General features: G+C 69.6%; 13 protein-coding genes. 6 read left to right on the top strand and 7 right to left on the bottom strand.

Annotated features, from left to right (window positions below):
- Window positions 1-152 precede the first annotated feature (152 nt).
- Entirely contained in the window at window positions 153-1,760 is a 1,608-nt protein-coding gene (locus tag J2850_RS14695; protein WP_209982865.1) for a phospholipase D-like domain-containing protein, read from the bottom strand.
- Between the two features lie 328 nt (window positions 1,761-2,088).
- Here J2850_RS14695 and J2850_RS14690 point away from each other — a divergent pair, with 328 nt between their 5' ends.
- Window positions 2,089-2,448 (top strand): hypothetical protein, encoded by a 360-nt coding sequence (locus J2850_RS14690; protein WP_209982863.1) that lies wholly within the window; start codon window positions 2,089-2,091, stop codon window positions 2,446-2,448.
- A gap of 253 nt (window positions 2,449-2,701) precedes the next feature.
- Here J2850_RS14690 and J2850_RS14685 read toward each other — a convergent pair whose 3' ends face one another.
- Together J2850_RS14685 and J2850_RS14680 are read right to left on the bottom strand one after the other, a co-directional pair.
- On the bottom strand, window positions 2,702-3,481 hold the full coding sequence (locus J2850_RS14685; RefSeq protein ID WP_246513076.1) for a gamma-glutamyl-gamma-aminobutyrate hydrolase family protein: 780 nt from the start codon (window positions 3,479-3,481) through the stop codon (window positions 2,702-2,704).
- A gap of 10 nt (window positions 3,482-3,491) precedes the next feature.
- On the bottom strand, window positions 3,492-4,538 hold the full coding sequence (locus J2850_RS14680; RefSeq protein WP_209982861.1) for an amidoligase family protein: 1,047 nt from the start codon (window positions 4,536-4,538) through the stop codon (window positions 3,492-3,494).
- Between the two features lie 391 nt (window positions 4,539-4,929).
- On the opposite strand from J2850_RS14680, the gene J2850_RS14675 reads away from it, so the two are divergent.
- Window positions 4,930-8,016 carry a PAS domain-containing protein gene (locus tag J2850_RS14675; protein ID WP_209982859.1) on the top strand — a complete coding sequence of 1,029 codons (3,087 nt, stop codon included), beginning with the start codon at window positions 4,930-4,932 and terminating at the stop codon, window positions 8,014-8,016.
- A 21-nt stretch (window positions 8,017-8,037) separates the two neighbouring features.
- Here J2850_RS14675 and J2850_RS14670 read toward each other — a convergent pair whose 3' ends face one another.
- From J2850_RS14670 to J2850_RS14660, 3 genes are all read right to left on the bottom strand, one after another.
- On the bottom strand, window positions 8,038-9,129 hold the full coding sequence (locus J2850_RS14670) for a GSU2403 family nucleotidyltransferase fold protein (RefSeq protein WP_209982857.1): 1,092 nt from the start codon (window positions 9,127-9,129) through the stop codon (window positions 8,038-8,040).
- Between the two features lie 187 nt (window positions 9,130-9,316).
- Window positions 9,317-12,007, bottom strand: a complete 2,691-nt coding sequence (acnA, locus tag J2850_RS14665) for an aconitate hydratase AcnA (RefSeq protein WP_209982855.1) — start codon at window positions 12,005-12,007, stop codon at window positions 9,317-9,319.
- A 306-nt stretch (window positions 12,008-12,313) separates the two neighbouring features.
- On the bottom strand, window positions 12,314-13,351 hold the full coding sequence (locus J2850_RS14660) for a class I SAM-dependent methyltransferase (protein ID WP_209982853.1): 1,038 nt from the start codon (window positions 13,349-13,351) through the stop codon (window positions 12,314-12,316).
- A 258-nt stretch (window positions 13,352-13,609) separates the two neighbouring features.
- Between J2850_RS14660 and J2850_RS14655 the strand changes: the two genes are divergently transcribed.
- From J2850_RS14655 to J2850_RS14640, 4 genes are all read left to right on the top strand, one after another.
- On the top strand, window positions 13,610-14,212 hold the full coding sequence (locus tag J2850_RS14655) for an NUDIX domain-containing protein (RefSeq protein WP_209982852.1): 603 nt from the start codon (window positions 13,610-13,612) through the stop codon (window positions 14,210-14,212).
- 53 nt (window positions 14,213-14,265) lie between these two features.
- Window positions 14,266-14,916: a 3'-5' exonuclease gene (locus tag J2850_RS14650; RefSeq protein ID WP_209982850.1), complete on the top strand. Its 651-nt coding sequence runs from the start codon at window positions 14,266-14,268 to the stop codon at window positions 14,914-14,916.
- A gap of 167 nt (window positions 14,917-15,083) precedes the next feature.
- Entirely contained in the window at window positions 15,084-15,368 is a 285-nt protein-coding gene (locus J2850_RS14645; protein WP_209982848.1) for a YciI family protein, read from the top strand.
- Between the two features lie 17 nt (window positions 15,369-15,385).
- The gene (locus J2850_RS14640; protein ID WP_209982846.1) at window positions 15,386-15,805 is read left to right on the top strand and encodes an EVE domain-containing protein; all 420 of its coding nucleotides are present in this window, start codon (window positions 15,386-15,388) and stop codon (window positions 15,803-15,805) included.
- 33 nt (window positions 15,806-15,838) lie between these two features.
- Here the strand turns inward: J2850_RS14640 and J2850_RS14635 are convergent, their stop codons facing one another.
- Window positions 15,839-16,072, bottom strand: a complete 234-nt coding sequence (locus tag J2850_RS14635; protein WP_209982844.1) for a hypothetical protein — start codon at window positions 16,070-16,072, stop codon at window positions 15,839-15,841.
- Window positions 16,073-16,445: the final 373 nt, after the last annotated feature.

The following is a 16,445-nucleotide window of genomic DNA, read 5'->3' as shown; positions in this document are numbered from 1 at the left end:
GCTCCTTGAGCCCGGCTCCACGAAGCCGGGCTTTTTTCTTTCCGCTGGTCGTGAAGGCGGCCCCCCGGACGAGGTTCCGGCGGCCGGGCGGACAGGTCATGACGGTTCCGCCGGCCGGGCCGCCGGGCGCAGGATTAAGGGGGCGGCAGGGGTCAGGAGTTGGATGGCCGCCTGCCGTTGGCCGCCCGCGTCATCCCCCAGAGCCCGGCCGCCAGACCGACCGTCAGCAGCGCCGCGCCCGCGGCGCGAAGGGCGGAGCGGGGAGGAGCCGGCAGGCGTTTCCAGGGAGCCCAGGCCTCCTCCGGATCGTCGGGATCGGCGATGCGCAGCGCAGCGAAGGCCTGCTCGGTCAGGCTGGGGTCGTCGGCCGGCAGCGGCTCCAGCCGCCGGCCGGACGGCTTTTGCAGGCGGTCCATGGCGGCGACCAGGCTGCCGGCTTCCCGGACGGCGGCCCTCAGCCGCTCGGGGGCGATGCCCATATGCTCGGCCAGCAGCCGGTTGCGCACGCCGACGATGGCGTCGGCCACCGCCACCCGCTCCGGTCCTTCCGGCAGCGGCGCCTCGACCGTGAGGTCGCATTCGGTGTCGTACCCCATCGAGCGGTTGTTGAGGTTCGACGACCCGATGCGCAGCAGCCGGCCGTCCACCACCATCACCTTGGAGTGGACGATCACCGGCTTGCCGGCCTCGGTGACCGGGGTCATGGCCCGCAGCCGGCCATGCCGGTCGGCGTCGCGCAGGCAGCGCAGGGCGACCGAGCGCGGCGTGTCCATCGCCATGCGGTCGAACCAGCTCGGGCTTTCCATCGACACCACCAGCACCACCTCCGGCCCGTCGGGCTCCGCCAGCCGGCGGGCCAGCGCCTCGGCGACGCGGGCGGAGGCGAAATACTGGTTCTCCAGATAGATCGTCCGTTCCGCCGCCGCGATCGCCGCGAAGGTCAGCGCCTCGCCCTCGCGGACGGTCGCCAGCGTGGCGGTGGCGGGAAGGGTGCGCGACACCCCGACCATGACGTCGGTCATCACCGGATGGCTGCAGTCGGGCAGCGGACAGTCCGGCCACGGGTCGTGTTCCGGCGCCGGGCAGGGCTCCAGCGTCTCGCCGGTGGCGCAGCGCCAGCGTTCCCGCCCTAGTTCGGCCAGCGCGCGGGCGGCGTCGCCGTCGACCATCATCATCACGTCATGCCGCGGGCCGTAGGGCTCGCCATTGGGGCAGAGGCGGCGCGGGTCGTCGTCGCGGTGCTCCGAGGTGTCCCAGCGGTCGAAGGACAGGTCGATGCCGCCGCAGAAGGCCAGGGCGTCATCGACGATCAGCAGCTTCTGGTGCTGGGCGGCACCGACCGGCAGCTCGGAATCGAGACGGGCGTTCAGCCGCCGGCCGGTGCTGCGGTCCAGGCGCTCCAGCGGCTCGTGCGGATGCTCCAACTCGATGGGAAAGGGCATGTCCCATTTCAGCGCCCGGATGTGAAGCTCCGGCCGCGAGCGCATCAGGCGGGTCAGGAAACGGCCGAGCGTTTCCGGCCGGGTCGGGTCGAGCCGCATGCGCGGGTCGATGTCCCAGCCGATCAGCAGGATGGAGCGCCTCGCCCGTTCCATCGCGGCGCGGGCGGCGGTGAAATAGTCGGCGCCGTCGACCAGCACGGCCACCCGCCCGGCGCGCTCGGTCCGCCAGCAGGTGGCGCCGGGGCGCAACACGGGTTCGGCCCGCCGGTCGGCGGGGTTCGGCGAACGGCGGAAGGGGGCGGGATGGTCTGGCTTCATCGTGGTCGGGCGCCTGTCTGGGGCGGCGTTGTCATACCGGCGAACGCTGTCCGGCGGGCGGGCCTTTCGCCCCGGGCCTTGAACCCATGCGTCGCGACGTTGTTCCCGCGGCGGCGGCGGGGCGTCCGGGTCACGCCGAAGGGGACTTCCCCTCGCCAAACGCCCCTGCATGGTTTCCGCGCAATGTCAACGCTTCACACGAAACCAACTCGGGATTGCTTTGTTGAATATCGGCGAACGGGGTGCGGAGCCGGTCATCGGCATCAGATCCGTGCCGTTCGGAAAAGACGCCCATCTGCAGGCGTTGCCACCATGAAGGAGTTCGAGGATGCGTAACCTGATGATCGGCGCCGTTTCGGCCGTGATCCTGATGGCAGGTTCGGCCATGGCCCAGACCACCGGAAACACCATGGACGGCACCACCCGCGTGGGGCCGGACGGTGTCGTCCACACCGCTCCGGGCGCCACCACCTCGCCGCAGGCCGGCTCCACCGGCGGCACGACCGGCACCTACAGCGGCAGCTCGACGACCTCGCCGGTTCCGGGCGTCACCACCGCCCCGTCGGGCATGGGCAACAACACCGGCAGCAACATCCCGCGCGACAACCAGACCGCGACCGGCACCCACTGCCCGCCGGGCACCCCGAACTGCGGTGCCGACCAGGGCTCGGGCGGCGGCGGCAACTAAGCACCGCCATCGGGTCGCCGTCCTCCGTCTCCGGGTCATCGGTCCGGAGACGGAGGACGGCCGACCGCTTCAGCGAACAGGCGCCCCGGAGCCATCCCTCCGGCGGCGCCTGTCGCGTTCCGGGAGTGTGCAATGCCGTTCCCATGGCCTTCAGCCGCGATCCGCAGCCGCCGGGGGCGGGGGTCGGGGGCTGGGGGCATCGCAGCGGAGAACCGTCGTATCGGTGGCGTATCGGTGGCGTGCTCGCGGCTGTTCAGCCGGACACGCGGATGCGGTCGCGTGCCGCCTGCCCGGCGTCGTCCTCGGTAAACGCGTTGCCGAACTCGCCCCCGAACTCGTCGCCTGGGGCGGTTCCGGCGGCGGTGGCGACCAGACGGCGGAACAGGCCCTGCTGGCGCGAATCGCCGACCAGATATTCCGGATGCCATTGCACGCCGATCAGGAAGGGCTCAGCCGGGGCCTCAATGCCCTGGACGACGCCCGCCCGCTCACGCGCGACCACGCGCAGCCCCTCGCCGACCCGGTCGACCGACTGGTGGTGCAGGGCGTTCACCCGGCATTCCGCAATGCCGAGGATGTGGTAGAGGCGGCTGTCCGGCTCGATCCAGATGCGCTTGCGCGGCAGCACCGTGCGCATGTGCGGGGCTTCCTCGTAGACCTCGTGGATGTCGACGTGGAGCGAGCCGCCGCGGTGCACGTTGATCATCTGCGATCCCCGGCAGATGCCCAGCACCGGCAGCCCGAGCCGGGCGGCGCAGTCCAGCGCCCTCATCTCCAGCCGGTCGCGTTCGGGATCGATGCGGATGTGCGGCCGGGCCGATTCGCCATAGAGGGAGGCGTCGATGTCGTCGCCACCCCCGACCACCAGCGCGTCGAGCCGGTCGATCGGGAAGGGGGCCTCCGCGGTGATGCGGACGGCCGAGGCGCCGGCACGCCAGAGCGCCAGCCGGTTCGCCAGCGCGGCGATGCGGCTGCCGTGGACGGATGCGGTGATGCCGACCAGCGGCCGGGTCCTGCCGACGATGGCGGCCATGGGCGCCTCCTCAGCCGGTCCGGAGGGCCGACGCCGGGGGATGGTCCCCATCGCCGCCATGGCTGTCGCCGCCATCATAGGGCACAGGGCCATGGATGCCGGGATTGGCCGACAGGAAGGCATCGACGGCCTCGGGCCAGGTGCCCAGCGCCTGTGCTTCGACCGCCGCGCGGTAGTCGGCGCCCAGCCGGTCCAGCAGGCCGCGGTCGGCAGCCAGCCGCTCCACCGTCACCCAGCGGTTCCAGTCGGCGGCCAGCGACCAGGCCGGATCACTCAGCCGCGCGTTGGGCAGCCGGTAGTGGAAGGTGGGACGCGGCCGGATGTGCGGGTCCTGCATCGCCGCGGCCAGGCGGTCGCGGTCGAGGAAGGCGAACAGCGGGAACAGGTCGAGCTCGCGGTTTCGGGTCGGGTTGTCGGCCAGATAGTCGTCGATCAGGCCCCCGAGTTCCGGGCGGTAGCCGGGGTCGGCCACCCGCGCCGCATAGGCCGGCGGGAAGGCGGCGATGAAGCCGGACAGGCGCCGGGTCGGGTCGACGCGGATCTCGCGCCGGAGCCAGGGCGCCAGGACCAGGAACGCCTTCAGGTGATCCAGGACATAGTTGCCGTCGGTCCGCGCGACCTCGGGGTTGAAGTGCAGGCCGAAGGCGAACAGCGGGCTGGCGTCCGTGCCGGCGGCGCCGCGGGCGCGCAGCGCGGCGACCAGCGCCTCCAGATCGGGCAGCCGGTCGAAGGAGACCGGCGGCGCCGCGATCTCGAAGGGCATCACCAGGCTGCCGATGTTCCCCCACAGCGGACGCAGCGGATCGAGCACCGCCGCCCCGCCCTTGCCGGGATGGGCGGAGCGCATGTCCAGCTCGACGGTGAAATCGCCCAGCGTCGTCCCGCTCACCGTGCAGCGGTGTGGGTTCTCGCGGGTGACGGTGCCACCGAACAGCTCGTGCACGCAGGCGGCGGCCGACGGCGCGTCCAGGTCTGCGAATTCAAGCTCCACCCCGACGCGGCGCGGCGTGCCATCGGGGGCGGTGCGGAGCGGGGGGATATGGAAGGGTTCGGTCATTGCAAGCCATCAACAAGCCAGTGCCCGCCCTGTTCCCGCACGGCTGTGCCGCGATCCGTGATGCCGGGGATCGCGGCGGGCACGGGAAGGAGCTTCCATAATGATCGCGCATCACTTGCACCATCTCCCACCCTTTCGGCAGCCGAGTACCCCGTTCGAAGGAGGCGTAACCAGGGAAATATGATATAAAGCTTGGTGCAAACCCGCAGCGGTCCGCCGCAATTTCGGCTGAGACCGTGTTCTCGTCTGCTGATTATCCTCCTTGTTGTTGTCCAATTTTCAGGGTTAACCAGCGCTTAACCAAGAATGCGTTAGCCCTATGAGCGGCGACACGGTGGACGCATGCGGCGATCCATCCGGTCGGCTTGGTGATGGGAGCAGTGTCCGCATCATGACTCTTCTGGCGCGTCTCTTCATTCTGGTCCTGCTTGCCGTGCTTCCAGCGATCGGCATCCAGGTTTACAGCGTGCTCGAGCAGCGCTCGGAGCGTGAGGCCGAGGTCACCGGCCAGGCGGAGCGGCTGCTGCACCGGGTCGAGACCGAGAATGTCCGGATCATCGACAATGCGCGGCTGATGGTGACGGCGATCGCCGAAGCGCCCTTCCTGCGCGGCGGCGACGTGTCCTCCTGCCAGACCTATCTCGAGCGGCTGTCCAGCCGGTCCAGCGAATACCGCGCCCTGTCGGTCACCGATGCCGAGGGCCGCATCCTGTGCAGCGGCGACCCGTCGCGCGTCGGCGGCACGCTGGGCGCCCAGCCGCATTTCCGCCGCGCCATGGCGCAGAACCGCTTTGTGGTCGGGGAGTGGACAATCACCCGGTCCGGCGCCGCCGGCGGCGAACTGCCGGTGGCGAGCCCCTACGCGGATGCCAGCGGACGGCAGGCCGGCGTGGTGGCGCTGTCGCTGGACGTTCCATGGCTGACCGCCGCCTTCGCCGCCCAGCCGCTTCCCGCCAACGCCACCCTGACCGTGGCCGACCGGGCCGGCACCATCCTCGTCCGGCTGCCGGGAAGCAACGGCCGCGCCGGGGAGCGGCTTCCCGACGGCTACCTGCCCCTGCTCTCCGGGATGGAGGCGGGGGTGACCACGGTTCCCGGCCCCGACGGGACCTCACGCATCCTGGCCTTCTCGCCGGCCGCGACCGGCATCCGCGACCTCTTCATCAGCGTCGGCGTCGATCGCGGCGCCGCGATGGGCGCGGTCGACCGTGCCACCCGCGACGGCCTGCTGATGAGCCTGCTCGGCTTCCTGGTGGCCGCCGCCGCCGCCTGGATCGGCGGCACCCTGTTCATCCGCCGCCCGGTCGACGCCCTGGTGTCCGCCGCCCGCGACTGGAGCGAGGGGCGGACGGCCACGCGGGTCAAGCTGTCGGACCGTTCGTCCGAGATCGGCCAGCTCGGCCACGCCTTCGACACCATGGCCGACCGGCTTGAGGCGCGCGAGGCGGCTCTGCGCCAGTCGGAGCGCCACATCCGCGCGGTTCTGGACGCGCTGCCGGCCTTCGTCGGCGTGCTGACGCCGGACGGCGCGGTCTCCCAGGTCAACCGGGCCGCGGCGGACGCCGCCGGCCTGCCGCCGGCCCGCATCCTTGGCCGTCCCTTCGACGAGATCTGCTGGCTGGCGGCCAGCGAGGCCGGCGATCAGGCCGGACGGGAGCAGTTGCGCAACGCGCTGGCCGTGGGGGCCGCTGGCCGGTCCTCGCGCTTCGACGTCGACCTGCGGATGCCGGACGGGCAGGACCTGACGGTCGACGTCAACCTGACGCCGATGGTCGATCCTGACGGCCATGTCACCCACCTGATCGCGTCGGGGATCGACATCACCGAGCGCAAGCGCACCGAGGAGGCGCTGCGCGTGGCCGAGGAGCGCGTGCGCACCGGCCTGCGGAACTCCGGCGTCGTGGTGTTCAACCAGGACCGCGACCTGCGCTACACCTGGGCCCATTCCGAATGGCTCGGCGTCGCTCCGGAGGCGCTGATCGGCTGCACCGACACCGACCTGTTCGATCATGGCGAGGACACCGACGTCATGATGGCGCTGAAGCGCCGCGTGATGGAGAGCGGCATCGCCGCCCGCGAGGAGGTGTGCATCCGCTGCAAGGGCGAGGAACGCTTCTTCGACCTGACCGTCGACCCGCTGCGCGACCCGGCCGGACGGGTGGAGGGCGTCACCTGCGCCGCCGTCGACGTCACCGACCGCAAGCGCGCCGAGGCCGAACTGCGCCGGGCGCGCGAGGAGGCCGACCATGCCAACGAGGGCAAGTCGAAGTTCCTGGCGGCCGCCAGCCACGACCTGCGCCAGCCGGTCCAGTCGCTTTACCTCTTCACCGCGGCGCTGACCGACCGGCTGCAGGGGCATCAGGCGCTGCCCATCCTCGACAACATCCGCCAGGGCCTGGACACGCTGAAGGCGCTGCTGGACGGCCTGCTCGACATGTCGCGGCTGGAATCCGGCAAGATCGTCGCGGCTCCGGTCGATGTCCGGCTGAACCTGCTGCTCGGCCGGCTGGTCGCCGAATACGGGCCGCGCGCCGCCCAGAAGGGGCTGGAGCTGCGTGCCGTGCCGACCCGCGCCTGGGTGCACACCGATCCCGCCCATCTGGAGCGCATCCTGCGCAACCTCGTGGAGAACGCCCTGCGCTACACCACGAAGGGCAAGGTCCTGATCGGGTGCCGCCGCACCCCGTCCGGGCTGCGGGTGGAGGTGTGGGACACTGGCGCCGGCATCCCCGCCGACCGGCTGGAGGACATCTTCGAGGAGTTCACCCAACTCGGCGAGCGCAGCGAGCGCGGGCTGGGCCTGGGGTTGGCCATCGTCAAGCGCCTGTCGCGGCTGCTCGGCCATCCGGTGACCGTGCGCTCCTGGGAGGGCAAGGGCTCCGCCTTCGCGGTGGAACTCCCGCGGGTGATCCTGGGCGCTCCGCGGCCGGCCAACGGCACCGCCGCCGCCGCCGCATCGCTGGCCCAGCGTTCCGTCGCCAACGATCGCGGCCCGGCGGCCGGCGCCCCGGCGGTCGGTGCCGCGGTGAGCGCGGTGGTCGGCGCGCTGGCCGGCAGGACCGCGGCCAAGCCGCCCGCCCCGCCGCCGGCGGCACAGCCGGCGGCCGGCAAGGGCATGGTGCTGGTGATCGACGACGAGGCCATCGTCCTGCTCGGCCTGAAGGCGATCCTGGAGGGCTGGGGCTACGACGTGGTGACCGCCAAGTCGGGCGACCAGGCGCTGGAGCGGCTGCGCGCCGACGGGCGCTGCCCGGAGATCATGCTGGCCGACTACCAGCTCCAGCATGGCCGCACGGGGCCGGAGGCGCTGGTCGCCGTCCAGTCGATGATCGGCCGTACGGTGCCCGGCATCATCCTGACCGGCGACACCACTCCCGAACGCCAGCAGGAGGCCGAAAGCAAGGGCTTCCGCATCCTGCACAAGCCGGTCTTCCCCAACGACCTGCGCCGCATGATGGCCAGCGCCGGGGCGGCGTGAGGGGCTGCTGACGCAAGACCATCACATGGTTTTCGGGCGCAGGCGTCTGACCCGCTCCACGAAATCCGGGTGGTCGCCAGCCCATGCAAGCAGCGTCTCACGGATGTCATCGGGGAGCGTTGCGACCGACCCGGCCGCATGGCTGCGCCATTTCGGACCGCGAGAAAGCAGGTCGGAGAAAACGCTGTCCACATCGGCTGGCCGATCCTGCAGCATGACCTCGAACAGTTGCCGTGACTGGTCAAGATCCTTGCGCCTCTTCTCGGGCGCACCGGAGCCTCTAACCTGTGCCACGATCAGCTTATGGCAGGCATAGCGCGCCGGGTCCGGTACGATCACCGGAACGCCGGCGTCATGGAGCACGGTTGAGGTAACCGTTCCCTCCATTGAGAATTCCATGAACCGCAGAGGCTTCGCCATGGCGCCAAATGTCGGCTGCGGTGTCGGATCCTCCTGATCGCGCTCATCAAACGTCGTGAGCAATTCCACCAGGACCACCTGCCCATTGGCGTCCAAGCGCCAGCGGTAGGTGCCTCCCTGGCCCACCATCGATGCGATGCCTTTGAACCGTGCATCCACCGCTTTCAGAACATGGTCCAGCGGCTCGGTCCGCTCCTCGGATCCGATTGTCACGCTGACGATGTCCACATCGCCGGTAATGCCGGTTTCGGCAGGCAGGCGTACACCGAGCATCGGGCCATAGGTCCGGAATGCATGGGTGCCACCCAGAACGCCCCCCATGCGAAAGATGCCGACATCAGCTAGCTTGGCCATCACGCGCCCGGACAGAGCATCGGGAGCCGGAAGCCCTGCGGCATTCAATGCGCGCACCAGCCGCCGACGCTCATCAAGAGCTTCACGGGTCACCACCGCATCCGCCTTCATGCGCTCGATGCGCTCGGCCATGTCCGGCGTATCGGGACCCAACGACAGGTCCCGCGGCTTTCCATCTTCCACCACTCGCTGATACCAGTAGCGGCGTCCCTTCACCGTTTTCATGTGGAAAGAGCCGGGAGTGCGGGTCAATGGCACCAAGGCGTCGTCATGCGCCCGATTGTTGATCTCGCTGTAGGTAGCCTGGATCGGTGTGGCCAGCCTGGCAAAATCGGCCATCGTTATCCCCAGTCACGAAATTTTTGGGGATAACGATGGCGCTGAAAGGCAAGCACGTCAATCTCGTTATCCCCAGTTCCTTGCTTCTTGGGGATAACGAGGCGGGAAGCCCGGAACGGCTGCCGCTTCCGACGCCCTGACCCTCCCAGGTTGCCAAGCTTCGGAGGGTCAGGGCGTTGGCCGTGGCCTACTTGGCCAGGTTCCGCAGCACGAAGTTCAGGACGCCGCCGTTCCTGTAATACTCGACCTCTTCCACCGTATCGATGCGCAGCAGCAGGCTGTACTGCTCCGTCTTGCCGTCGGCGCCGGTGAGGGTGAGCTGCACGTCCTTGCGCGGGCGCAGGTCCTGCTCGATGCCGGCGATGTCGAAGCGTTCGGAGCCGTCCAGCTTCAGGTCGGCACGGGTGACGCCGTCCTTGAACTGCAGGGGCAGGATGCCCATGCCGACCAGGTTGGAGCGGTGGATGCGCTCGAAGCTCTCGGCGATCACCGCGCGGATGCCCAGCAGCTTGGTGCCCTTCGCCGCCCAGTCACGGCTCGATCCGGTGCCGTACTCCTTGCCGGCGACCACCACCAGCGGCACGCCCTCGTCGGCGTAGCGCATGGCGGCGGTGTAGATCGGCAGACGCTCGCCCGAGGGGTAATGCTTGGTTTCGCCGCCCTCGACGCCGGGGATCAGCTCGTTGCGGATGCGGATGTTGGCGAAGGTGCCGCGCATCATGACTTCATGGTTGCCGCGGCGGGCGCCGTAGCTGTTGAAGTCCTGCGGCCGCACCTGGTAGCTCAGCAGATACTCGCCGGCCGGGCTGGTCTTCTTGATCGAGCCGGCGGGGGAGATGTGGTCGGTGGTGATGGAGTCGCCGAGCACCGCAAGCGCCCGCGCGCCGCGCACGTCCGACACCGGGTCCGGCGTCTTGGTCAGGCCGCTGAAGAAGGGCGGCAGCTTCACGTAGGTGGAGCCCTCCTGCCACTGGTAGGTCTGGCCCTCGGCGGTGGCGATCGCCTGCCACTGCTGCGGTCCCTTGAAGACGTCGGAGTAGCGGCTGCGGAACATCTCGGCGGTCAGCGAGGCGTCGATGGCGTCCTGCACCTCGCGGTTGCTGGGCCAGATGTCCTTCAGGTAGACCGGCTCGCCGTCGGTGCCGGTGCCGATCGGGTCCTTGGTCAGGTCGACGTTCAGGTTGCCGGCCAGCGCATAGGCGACGCACAGCGGCGGCGAGGCCAGGTAGTTGGCGCGGGTGTGCGGGTTGACGCGGCCCTCGAAGTTGCGGTTGCCCGACAGCACGGCGCCGACCACCAGGTTGCCCTCCTCGACCGCGGCGGCGATCGGTTCGGGCAGCGGGCCGGAGTTGCCGATGCAGGTGGTGCAGCCGTAGCCGACGATGTTGAAGCCGAGCCGGTCGAGGTAGGGTTGCAGCCCGGCCTTGGCGAGGTAGTCGGTGACGACCTGGCTTCCCGGCGCCAGCGAGGTCTTGACCCAGGGCTTCTGCTTCAGGCCCTTCTCGACCGCCTTCCTGGCCAGCAGGCCGGCGGCGACCAGCACCGCCGGGTTGGAGGTGTTGGTGCACGACGTGATGGCGGCGATCACCACCGCGCCCTGCTCCAGGCTGTAGTCGGATCCCTTCACCGCGACCGCCTTCTTGGGGTCGTCGGCCTTGTAGGCGTCGGCCATGTCCTTGGCGAAGCCCTGGGCGACGCCCGACAGCGGCACGCGGTCCTGCGGGCGCTTCGGTCCGGCCAGCGACGGCTCGACCGTGGCCATGTCCAGTTCCAGCACGTCGGTGAAGACCGGATCGGGGCTGCCCGGCTCGCGCCACATGCCCTGCGCCTTGGCGTAGGCTTCCACCAGCGCCACGCGGTCGGGGTCGCGGCCGGTGAAGGTCAGGTAGCGGATGGTCTCGGCGTCGATCGGGAAGATGCCGCAGGTGGCGCCGTATTCGGGGGCCATGTTGCCGATGGTGGCGCGGTCGGGCAGCGTCATGCTGTCCAGGCCCGGCCCGAAGAACTCCACGAACTTGCCGACCACGCCCTTCTTGCGCAGCATCTGGGTGACGGTCAGCACCAGGTCGGTGGCGGTGGTGCCTTCCTTCAGCTTGCCGGTCAGCCTGAAGCCGACGACCTCCGGGATCAGCATCGAGATCGGCTGGCCGAGCATGGCGGCCTCGGCCTCGATGCCGCCGACGCCCCAGCCCAGCACCGACAGCCCGTTGACCATGGTGGTGTGGCTGTCGGTGCCGACCAGCGTGTCCGGATAGGCGACCGGCTTGCCCGACGGGTCGTTGTCGGTCCAGACGACCTGCGACAGGTATTCGGTGTTGACCTGATGGCAGATGCCGGTGCCGGGGGGCACGACGCGGAAATTGTCGAAGGCCTTCTGCCCCCAGCGCAGGAAGGCGTAGCGCTCCAGGTTGCGCTCGAACTCAAGGTCGACGTTGCGCTGGAAGGCGTCGTTGCCGCCGAAATAGTCGACCATCACCGAGTGGTCGATGACGAGGTCGACCGGTACCAGCGGGTTGATCCTGGCCGGGTCGCCGCCCAGCGACGCCATCGCCTCGCGCATCGCCGCCAGGTCGCAGACCGCCGGCACGCCGGTGAAGTCCTGCATCAGCACGCGCGCCGGGCGGTAGGCGATCTCGCGGTCGGAGCGCTTGTCGACCAGCCATTCGGCCACCGCCTTGACGTCGTCGACGGACACGGTGCGGCCATCCTCGAACCGCAGCAGGTTTTCCAGCAGCACCTTCATCGAGAACGGCAGCCGCGACAGGTCGCCCAATCCCGCCTGCTCGGCGGCCTTCAGGCTGAAATAGTCGTAGCTCTTGCCGCCCGCGCTGAGCGAACGGCGGGTCTTTAGCGAGTCCTGACCGGTGAAGGTGGTCACGGGAAGCCTCCTTGATTCCTGGCTTGGGGCTTTTGGCTCGGGCTTGCGCCTCGTGGCGCTTGGAAGAGCGCTTCGCATCGGGGTTCGGGTCCGCGGCCCGCCGGCATCCGGCAGGTCGTACTGCCAAGATGTAGGGCGCGGCGCCGGGGTATCAACGCGCCTTCGGGCACCGCGGAACGGGGCGGCGACAGTCCCGCCCCGCGGGCATCATGACGCCACCCGGCCGCTTACTGGCAGCGTGCGGCGGTATTACAGACTTTGATATTATGGCTTACAGGATATGAATGGGGCGGGACGCCCAGCTTTTCACGCCGGCTTCATCGCGACATAACGGACGAAGCGCAGGCCGCTGCCCAGAACCCGCAGCCGCGCCCACCACAGCGCAAGCTCGCGCTTCAGCGCCGCCAGCACCGGCCCGGCGGGAACGGCGGCGGCAGCCAGGGCGTCGGCCAGGCCACGGACCCGGTCGATGACGTGGCGGCGGTGGAGCTGGGTCAGGTCCTCGGAAATTCGCAGGTCGAGGTTGCGCTGGGTCAGCTCGTCGGCCATGCGGGTGGCGGTCCAGGGATAGACCTCCATCGGTTCCTCGTCCCGCCAGCCATTCCAGGCGTCCCACGAGCCGGGAGCGCCGTCGATCACATAATCGAACAGCACGATTCCGCCCTTCGGCTTGATGCACTCGCCGGCGCGGTCGAGGAACAGCTCCTTGTCGCGGACGCGGTGGACGATGCGGTCGGCCATCACCAGGTCGAAGGTGCCGGCCTGGTTGAAGTGCTCCGGGTCGTAATGCGCGACCGGCGCCTTCTTCGACATCCCCAGCGTCTTCGAGCGGTCCATCGCCAGCCTGGCCAGCAGCGGCGACGGCTCCAGCCCGGTCACCCAGGTGTCGCAGCTCTCCACCAGCGCGCGGGCGGTGCCGCCCAGCCCGGCCGACAGGTCCAGCACGCTCTTGGACGGGTTCAGGCCGAAGGAGCGCATCTGTTCGACCATCCAGTGCGGTCCGGAGGGGCCGACCATGTCCTGGCCCCAGAGGAGCTGCGCCCCCTCGCTGCGGGCCGGCGACCAGACCGGTTCGCCGTGGCGGTCCAACTGCATCAACGCCAGCCGGTCGAGGTCGGAAGCGACGGCCTCCGCCGCCACCGGCCCGGCGTCGCGCGGCGCCCCGGCGCCCACCGCTTCCACCGGGTGCGGCACGGGGCGAGCCGGTGTTCCCGGCGGGGGCGCGGCGTTCGGGATGCGGGGCAGGCGCGAGAGGTCGTAGCCTTCCCACCAGGCGGCGAGCCGGGTGCGCCAGTCGGCATTCCGCCAGCGCTCCAGTTCCTGCGGTCCGAGCTGCGCAACCACGGGGCCTGTCCTTTCCGGATCGAAAGGCATGAACGGGCCTCGCCCGTTCGAGGTGGGGCGGCGAAAAATCGTGCCGCAAATTAGAATTAAGTGTCGCGGTTTTGACTGTCAAGAAACCAATGCTTAAGGATTTCTATTTGGTTTCCGCCAATTGCCGCTAAATTTTGACCATTTCGACTCTGTGCCGGCCGGTCCGGGACCGTTGCGGGCGTCGGCCCGCCTTCCTATACTCCCTCCGCAACCGACGGAGGGCTTCGCGTGCCGATCGATACCGGTGAGTCCACCGGCAATCCCTGGACCGTGCTGACCAGCACGACGAAATACGAAAATGCCTGGATGGAGGTGATCGAGCACAAGGTCCTGACTCCGAAGGGGCTTCCCGGCATCTACGGCGTCATGCATCCGCGCAGCCTCGCCACCGGCGTCGTCCCCGTCCATGACGACGGCACCATCACCCTGGTCGGCCAGTACCGGTTCCCGCTGAAGCAGTATAGCTGGGAGATCCCGGAGGGCGGCGGGCGCAAGGACGTCGATCCCCAAATCTCCGCAGCGCGCGAACTGAAGGAGGAGGCCGGCCTGTCGGCGCGCTTCTGGATGCCGCTGGGAACGCTGCACCTGTCCAACTGCCTCACCGACGAGGTGGCGCACACCTTCGTCGCCTGGGGGCTGGAGGAGGGGGAGGCGGCGCCCGACGACACCGAGGTGCTGGCCCTGCGCCGCGTTCCCTTCGCCGAGGTCATGGACATGGTCATGGCTGGCGCCATCACCGACGCCATGGCCGTTGCCAGCCTGCTGAGGCTGCGGGTCCTGGCGGCCGAGGGGGCGCTGCCCGACGACCTCGCCCGCCTGATCCGGCTCTGACCGGCGCCCGGCCGCGGGCCCGCCCCACCGTGCCTCAAGAGTACCGAGTGCCAATGACCATGTTGCCCACGGGGTTTGCTCCCGGCGGCGAGCGCGCCGTCGCCATCGATTTCGAGACCGCCAACGAAACCCGGACCAGCGCCTGCTCGATCGGCGTGGCCTGGATCGACGACGGCCGGGTCACCGCGACGGAAGAGCACCTGATCCGGCCGCGCGACCTGCGCTTCAACCCCTTCAACAGCGCCATCCACGGCATCCGGAAGGAGGACGTGGCCGACGCGCCGGAGTTTCCGGAGGTGTGGGCGGCGCTGCGCGAGCGCCTGCAGGGACGGCTGATCCTCGCCCACAACGCCGCCTTCGACATCAGCGTGCTGCGCCATACCCTGAGCGCCTACGAACTGGACTGGCCGGCCTGCGACTATCTCTGCACGGTGGTGCTGGCGCGGCGCGCCTGGCCCGACCTTACGGGGCACCGGCTGAACCATCTGGCCGAGTTCCTCGGCATCGCGCTGGACCACCACAATGCCGGAAGCGATGCCGAGGCCTGCGGCCGCATCGCGCTGGCCGCCGCGCGCGCCCTGGGACTGGCGGCGCTGGCCGAACTGGCCGGCAGCGGCATCACCTTCGGCCGCATCGATCCCGGCGCCTACAGCCCGTGCAAGGGAGGCAAGGCCGTGCCGCGCCGCCGGCGCGCACCGGCATAGCCGGCGCGTCCGCCGGGCGGTGCGCTGCGCTGCAGCGTCGCGCGTTCAATATCAGGCGCACGACGCTGTGGCTTTTGATTGCCGATCGGACTCGCGCTTCAAATCGATTCCGATTTCACGCGATCCGATCTAGGCTCCCGCCCCACGGAACCGGAGGAGGGAAAACCATGCTGTTCATGTTCCATTGCGTCGACAAGGCGGGCGCCGCCGATGTCCGCGCCGCCAACCGCGCCGAGCATCTGGCCTATCTGGAGGCCAACGCCGCCCGCATCTTCGCCGCCGGCCCGCTGCTGTCCGACGACCAAAGCGGCATGGTGGGCAGCCTGCTGGTCGTGGAGTGCGCGGATGCCGCCGCGGCCCGGGACTTCGCCGACGGCGATCCGTACGCCAAGGCGGGCCTGTTCGAGAGCGTGACGGTCCGGCCGTGGCGCCGCGTTTATCCCAAGGCGTGAGCGGGAGAGCGTCGGCGATGGCCTACTGGCTGCTGAAGTCCGAGCCGTTCAAGTATTCGTGGGACCGCATGGTCGCCGACGGCCGGACCCATTGGGACGGCGTGCGCAATTACCAGGCGTCCAACAATCTGAAGGCCATGGTGGCGGGCGACCGCGCCTTCTTCTACCACTCCAACGAGGGGCTGGAGATCGTCGGCATCGTCGAGATCGTCCGCACCTACTATCCCGACCCCAGCGACGAGTCCGGCCGTTTCGGCATGGTCGACGTGGCGCCGGTGATGCCGGTGAAGGTGCCGGTCACCCTCAAGCAGATCAAGCTCGACCCGCTGTTGCAGGGCATGGCGCTGGTCCGCCAGTCGCGCCTGTCCGTCTGCCCCGTCGGCGACGAGGAGTGGGCAAGGGTGTGCGATCTCGCCGGCATCGCGGTGCCGGCGTAAGCGCAGGCGTGAGGCGGAGAGGGAAGGCGCGCCCTACTCCGCCGCTTCCTGCATGGCGGCGCGGACGTCGTTGGTGGCCTGCAGCATGCGCCGCGCGAGGTCGGCGACGCTGGTGACCGAGGCCTTGCTGAAGGGCAGGCCGTCACGCGGCAGGGCGCGGAGCGTGGCGTCGATGGCCATCAGGCTGGTGCGGTCGGCCAGGGCGGCGAGGCGTCCGTCGCGGTCGCCGGCGTCGGGAAGATCGTCCGCGTTGGTGGTGCTGGGCATAGCGATCCTTGCCGCCGATGATCATTGCCGGGATGCCGCAACTCTATATCGGTGTTCCGGTTAAGGCCCGGTTAAGCAAGGCGGCAGGTCAAGCAGGGGCCGGGTTGGCCGACGGATATCACGGCGCGGCGCCGTTGCGGCCACCGGGGCGCGGCGGATGGTCGCGCCGGCGGCGGTGCTGTCCTCTTGACGGCAGGTGCAAGGACCCTGCGGCATGCCCGACGCCGGCATTGCTATGCTTGGCGAAGAAACAGTTTTGCGCTGCAAGATCAGTGACACAATCCTCCTTTGGTCGGGGGGCGTGCGGGGGCCGATTTGCTTGTTCGTCCCGCAACTTGTGTGGATAATGCCGCTCAATTCCGGGCGGCGGCCC

The organism is Azospirillum picis (genome assembly GCF_017876115.1).
Classification (GTDB): Bacteria; Pseudomonadota; Alphaproteobacteria; order Azospirillales; family Azospirillaceae; genus Azospirillum; species Azospirillum picis.
Note: the sequence above shows the minus strand (reverse complement) of the source record. Positions and strands in the feature narration are given on the sequence as shown.

Excerpts from the sequence above, each read along its gene's own strand:
- J2850_RS14690 (WP_209982863.1), top strand. The coding sequence starts at position 2,089 with ATGCGTAACCTGATGATCGGCGCCGTTTCGGCCGTGATCCTGATGGCA.
- J2850_RS14650 (WP_209982850.1), top strand. The coding sequence starts at position 14,266 with ATGACCATGTTGCCCACGGGGTTTGCTCCCGGCGGCGAGCGCGCCGTC.
- J2850_RS14645 (WP_209982848.1), top strand. The coding sequence starts at position 15,084 with ATGCTGTTCATGTTCCATTGCGTCGACAAGGCGGGCGCCGCCGATGTC.
- J2850_RS14695 (WP_209982865.1), bottom strand. The coding sequence starts at position 1,760 with ATGAAGCCAGACCATCCCGCCCCCTTCCGCCGTTCGCCGAACCCCGCC.
- J2850_RS14640 (WP_209982846.1), top strand. The coding sequence starts at position 15,386 with ATGGCCTACTGGCTGCTGAAGTCCGAGCCGTTCAAGTATTCGTGGGAC.
- J2850_RS14635 (WP_209982844.1), bottom strand. The coding sequence starts at position 16,072 with ATGCCCAGCACCACCAACGCGGACGATCTTCCCGACGCCGGCGACCGC.
- J2850_RS14675 (WP_209982859.1), top strand. The coding sequence starts at position 4,930 with ATGACTCTTCTGGCGCGTCTCTTCATTCTGGTCCTGCTTGCCGTGCTT.
- J2850_RS14685 (WP_246513076.1), bottom strand. The coding sequence starts at position 3,481 with ATGGCCGCCATCGTCGGCAGGACCCGGCCGCTGGTCGGCATCACCGCA.
- J2850_RS14680 (WP_209982861.1), bottom strand. The coding sequence starts at position 4,538 with ATGACCGAACCCTTCCATATCCCCCCGCTCCGCACCGCCCCCGATGGC.
- J2850_RS14670 (WP_209982857.1), bottom strand. The coding sequence starts at position 9,129 with ATGGCCGATTTTGCCAGGCTGGCCACACCGATCCAGGCTACCTACAGC.